Here is a 4,788-nt window from a genome sequence, read left to right as displayed (position 1 = left end):
TCAGGCCCGATCCCACGTTATCGGAACCGGCGAATTCGGCGCCTTCCATGGTCGAACTGGTGAAGAGGAAGATCCCGATGAATGCCGCGATTGCAACAACCGTCAGGATCTCAAGCAGGTAGTTCTTCGCCATTATGCCTCACCCCGGGCTGCCGTGATCTGTGCTTCGGAGAATATTTTCATCCGGATAAGGATATCGGGTTTGAGGGCTACGATATACTTGAAGACGAGGGCAAGCACGATGCCTTCGACAATCGCGAGCGGCACCTGCGTGACGGCGAAGATCGCCATGAACATGACAAACGAGCTGGTAAATCCACCAACTTCCGCGGGATAGGCAAGCGCCAGTTCAAGCGAGGTGGTCACGTAGGTAAACATATCCGCAAGCGCTGTTGCAAGGAATACAGTGAGGAAGATGTTGACTGAAGTGTCCTTCAGCAGCCGGTAGACGGCGTACCCGACAACAGGGCCGACGATACCCATCGAGACGATGTTTGCCCCGAGCACGGAGAGGCCGCCGTGGGCGAGGAAGAGGCTCTGGAAGAGGAGGACGATTGCGCAGATCACCGCGGTGATCCATGGGCCAAAACAGATGGCCGAGAGGCCGGTACCGGTCGGGTGCGAGCAACTCCCGGTTACGGAGGGGAGTTTCAGGGACGAGAGGATGAAGATGAACCCGCCCGTCACCCCCAGCAGGGGCAGCGCCTCGCGGTCCGCATTGATGACTTTTTTGAGTTGCCAGATACCGAGCATCAGGCAGGGGAGGGCGACAAGCCACCAGACAACGCACCACTGCCAGGGTAAGAATCCTTCCATGATGTGCATGATGATACAGGATCAATTTTACTTGCATTAAGTAAATAAAACTTGCTTAATTGGTGCACCATCTCTCATGAACAGCACTGCACAAGGGATTTTTCTTATGTACGGTGCGCAGAAGGGAGGAAAACCAGGAGCCGGATCCTCTCATTATATTTTCCGGGCGTGTCCACCGGATCGGTATGCAGGACAAGAGAGCCGGAACCGGGAAGGGCATTGCCCCCTTCTTTGCCACCCACCCGTCGCGGGCAGATACCTTCACCGAGTCCGTGATCCGGGAGATGACCCGGCTTGCGCTGAAACATGACGCGATCAACCTTGCACAGGGGTTCCCCGACTTTCCCTGTCCAACAGAACTGAAGACCGCGGCCTGCGAAGCGGTGAAGGACGACATCAACCAGTACGCCATCACGTGGGGCGCAAAGGACCTCCGCGAGGCACTCGCAGCAAGGGTGAAGAAGTTCAACCGGATGTCCTTCAACCCCGAAAAAGAGATCACGGTCACCTGCGGCTCGACCGAAGCAATGATGGCTTCGATGCTTGCCATCATCCAGCCGGGCGATGAGGTGGTCGTGCCGGAGCCGTTCTACGAGAACTATGGCCCGGATGCGCAGATCTCGGGTGCCGCTCCGCGCTATGTCCCCCTTGCAGACGACCTCTCCATTGACGAGGAGAAGTGGAAGGCGGCGTTCTCGAAGAAGACCCGGGCCATCATCATCAATACGCCCAACAACCCGACCGGCAAGGTCTTCTCAAAACAGGAACTCTCGTTCATCGCCGACCTCTGCATCGAGCACAACGCCATTGCCATCACGGACGAGATCTACGAGCACATCGTGTACGACGGGCACCGTCATGTCTCGATCGGGTCGCTCCCCGGCATGGAGGACCGGACGATCACCATCGGCAGTTTCTCGAAGACCTACAGCGTGACCGGGTGGCGGGTCGGCTATGCCCTTGCAGGCGCTGCCCTCACGGACCGGATCCGGAAGATCCACGATTTCCTGACCGTCGGCGCCCCCGCCCCTCTCCAGCGTGCCTGCGTTGCCGCCCTCAACCTGCCGGAGTCGTATTACAAGGAACTTGCCATAGAGTACAACCGCAAGCGGCAGATCCTGTATAAAGGCCTGAAGAAGGCCGGGTTCGCCTGCGAACTTCCCGAGGGTGCGTACTACATCTTCACCGACATCAGCTCCTTTGGCATGAGCGACACGGACTTCGCCCGCCACCTGGTGGAGACGGCAGGGGTTGCGGCGGTGCCTGGAAGCTCGTTCTATGCAAACGGCGGGGAGACGAAGCTCCGGTTCACGTTCTCGAAGAAGGATGAGACACTACAGGAAGCCTGCAGAAGGTTAGATACTCTGTAAGGTTTACATGCCTGAAGGTCGTCTGGCGCCTCCCTTCAGGTTGTCGAGGTCTGCGACCTCTCCAATCTCGAAGAAGGATGAGACGCTGCTTGAAGCGTGCAAACGGCTAGAGACTCTTTAAGGTTCACGTGCCTGAAGATCGTCAGGCGGGATTAATACTTAGTAACACGTTTCCCGGCATTTTTTCAAAATGTTGAAGAACTATCAGCAATCATACACTCATCACTGATACCCTATGGCCATGGAAGACGACCTTTCCCGCATCGGCATCTCGCTGCCGAAGAACCTTCTTGACCGTTTCGATGAGATCCTGAACTACCGCGGGTACTCCTCGCGATCGGAAGGCATCCGCGACGCCATCCGCACCTACATCACCTACTACAAGTGGATGTCGGATGTCAAGGGCGAGCGGGAAGGCGTCATCACGATGGTGTACGACCATGAGCAGAGGAACCTCCTCTCGGCCATCACGGAGATCGAGCACGAGTACCACGGCATCATCAAGGCCTCACTCCACTCCCACGTGACCCATGAGCGGTGCCTCGAGGTCATCCTGGTCCATGGTGACGGCAGCCAGCTCAAGGCGCTCGCCGAGAAGCTGATGTCCCACAAGGGCGTTGAATCGGTCAAGCTCACGACGATTGCGATCGAGGACTGAGTATCACCTTTTCTTATTCCGCCATCCCGTCACCATAATGATGCGGGCCCGGGTGCACGGTGTTGATTATCGAACGGTCGAAGATCTCATTCTCACAGATGGGCCGCGAGATATAGCCCAGCGACTGGAGCGTTCCCACAAACTTCATGGTGGACGCAATATACCCCTCGGGAAGCGATGCGCAGTATTTTGGCGAGATGCGGTAGGCGTCCAGGACAAAACCAGCGTCCACCATGCCGGTGGTATCCGCAACCACCCGCGCCGCTCCCCCGGGATTATGCCGGATCATTTCGCACGCTGCCTCATGGGCACGCAGGAACCCTGCAAGTACGTCCCTTCTCTTGAGTATCTCCCGCATAACCACGATGCCATAACTCGGGTTGAATGGCCAGAGCCGCTCAGGCGGAACAACGATCCGGGCATCCCCATACCGGCGCCCGGTCACGGCAAGGGCCGGTGTCCCCGCAGCGGCTGCGATCTCCCCGTCCCGCAGCGCGTCAGGGAGGAAGTCGGCCCATGGGTAGTTCTTCACCGTCACATCGGTGACCCCGTTCTCCCGCAGGAGTTCGCTCACGATTACATCGTGGATGGAACCTCGCGGAGGTGTGCCGATCGTCATGCCGGCAAATTGCCGGAGGAATTCCTTCATACTCCCTTGTTCCGATAACGCGAGGATATCAGGGCCGGCAATCATGACTGTACCCTCAACATGCCCTCCGCCGATACAGGAAAGGGGGAGCCCGCGGTCGATCCCGATAATGACCGGGGGCAGGCCGATATAGGCGAGATCAAGGTTCCCGTGCTCCATGGCACTGATAATGTCCGGCCCGGATGGGAAGAGGGTCCATGTTGCATCGATGCCCTGGTCCGCGAGGAGGCGGGTTCCCTTCAGGAGAAATGCCGTATGGTATACCGTGGAGAGGTGGCCGATCCTGATCTGACCTGGTCCTGTCATGGCTCACCCGATCTTCCGGGCCACGGTAGTAATTGCTTCACTGACCACAGCAAGGTCCGGGCGGAGCATGGCAACAGGGATGTCGACAATCTTCTCGACAATCGATGCAAGGATGGGGGCGCATACGATCGCGGAAGCCCCGTCCTTCTCGGCCCGGGCTGCAGCAATGATGCACTCTTCGAGGGAATTTGCAGAATATCCCCTGATGTGGAACGTTTTCCCGTTCACGTCGGTTTCGCGGGCTACGAGCGTGTCAAGAAGGAACCGGGCAGCAATGATGGCAATGAACTTCTCCTGCCCGGGCTCAAGAACCGATACTATCTTTTTCACCGTGGAGAGGCGGGGGTCCCGCTCGCCCACCGTGACTTTGTAGAGGGTCGAGACCGGGATCCCGGTCAGTTCCGCAAGATCCTTCACGCTTAGGTTCTTCCGCTCCAGCTCCTCGTTCAGTGCAGTGGTGAAGTCGGTCTCAAATATCCTCTTTGACAGCATATTAACCTTTATGTGTAATTTTATCCCTAATAATTATTACTTTAAGGATAATTTTCATATAAAATTGGGAATTCTTATATGTGTCCCAGCGATCATGGTGATCATGCAGAGCGAGCAGTTCCGCGAACTTGCAATCCTTTCCGGTACCAATCGCGACGGGACATGCGAGGGGTTTTCCCGGATCACCCTCCGTCCTGGCGACACCCTGTCAATCGTGGGATCCACCGGGTCCGGCAAATCGGCATTCATTAATGATATCGAAGTTCTTGCCCAGGGGGATACCATCACCGGACGATCCATCCTTATCAACGGCATTCCACCTTCCGATGACATGGTCCGTGACCCGCCGAAAAAACCTATCGCTCTCATCACCCAGAACACCCGCGCCATCTCAGACCTCACGGTAAGCAGGTTCCTCTCGCTCCATATCACACCCCGTGACAAAGATACGACAGAAACCATCAGGACGACCATCGCCTAGTCCAACAAGTTTACCG

Annotated in this window: 6 protein-coding genes; 3 read left to right on the top strand and 3 right to left on the bottom strand. The window is 56.9% G+C overall.

What is annotated here, in order from left to right; translation table 11 throughout:
- Nucleotides 1-132: 132 nt before the first annotated feature.
- A complete protein-coding gene (locus tag CW742_RS07365) occupies nucleotides 133-825 on the bottom strand; it encodes an energy-coupling factor ABC transporter permease (protein ID WP_292418536.1) in 693 nt (230 codons plus the stop codon).
- Nucleotides 826-1,001: 176 nt separating this feature from the next.
- Between CW742_RS07365 and CW742_RS07360 the strand changes: the two genes are divergently transcribed.
- Together CW742_RS07360 and nikR are read left to right on the top strand one after the other, a co-directional pair.
- Nucleotides 1,002-2,186 carry a pyridoxal phosphate-dependent aminotransferase gene (locus CW742_RS07360; protein ID WP_292418534.1) on the top strand — a complete coding sequence of 395 codons (1,185 nt, stop codon included), beginning with the start codon at nucleotides 1,002-1,004 and terminating at the stop codon, nucleotides 2,184-2,186.
- Nucleotides 2,187-2,421: 235 nt separating this feature from the next.
- Nucleotides 2,422-2,844, top strand: coding sequence for a nickel-responsive transcriptional regulator NikR (gene nikR, locus CW742_RS07355; RefSeq protein WP_292418531.1), 423 nt, complete (start codon nucleotides 2,422-2,424; stop codon nucleotides 2,842-2,844).
- A 13-nt stretch (nucleotides 2,845-2,857) separates the two neighbouring features.
- Here the strand turns inward: nikR and CW742_RS07350 are convergent, their stop codons facing one another.
- On the bottom strand, nucleotides 2,858-3,799 hold the full coding sequence (locus CW742_RS07350; protein ID WP_292418529.1) for an ABC transporter substrate-binding protein: 942 nt from the start codon (nucleotides 3,797-3,799) through the stop codon (nucleotides 2,858-2,860).
- A 3-nt stretch (nucleotides 3,800-3,802) separates the two neighbouring features.
- Nucleotides 3,803-4,291: a helix-turn-helix domain-containing protein gene (locus tag CW742_RS07345; protein WP_292418526.1), complete on the bottom strand. Its 489-nt coding sequence runs from the start codon at nucleotides 4,289-4,291 to the stop codon at nucleotides 3,803-3,805.
- A 94-nt stretch (nucleotides 4,292-4,385) separates the two neighbouring features.
- On the opposite strand from CW742_RS07345, the gene CW742_RS07340 reads away from it, so the two are divergent.
- The gene (locus tag CW742_RS07340) at nucleotides 4,386-4,772 is read left to right on the top strand and encodes an ATP-binding cassette domain-containing protein (protein WP_292418524.1); all 387 of its coding nucleotides are present in this window, start codon (nucleotides 4,386-4,388) and stop codon (nucleotides 4,770-4,772) included.
- Nucleotides 4,773-4,788 lie beyond the last annotated feature (16 nt).

It is taken from the genome of Methanoregula sp., assembly GCF_002835825.1.
Taxonomy (GTDB): domain Archaea; phylum Halobacteriota; class Methanomicrobia; order Methanomicrobiales; family Methanospirillaceae; genus Methanoregula.
Note: the sequence above shows the minus strand (reverse complement) of the source record. Positions and strands in the feature narration are given on the sequence as shown.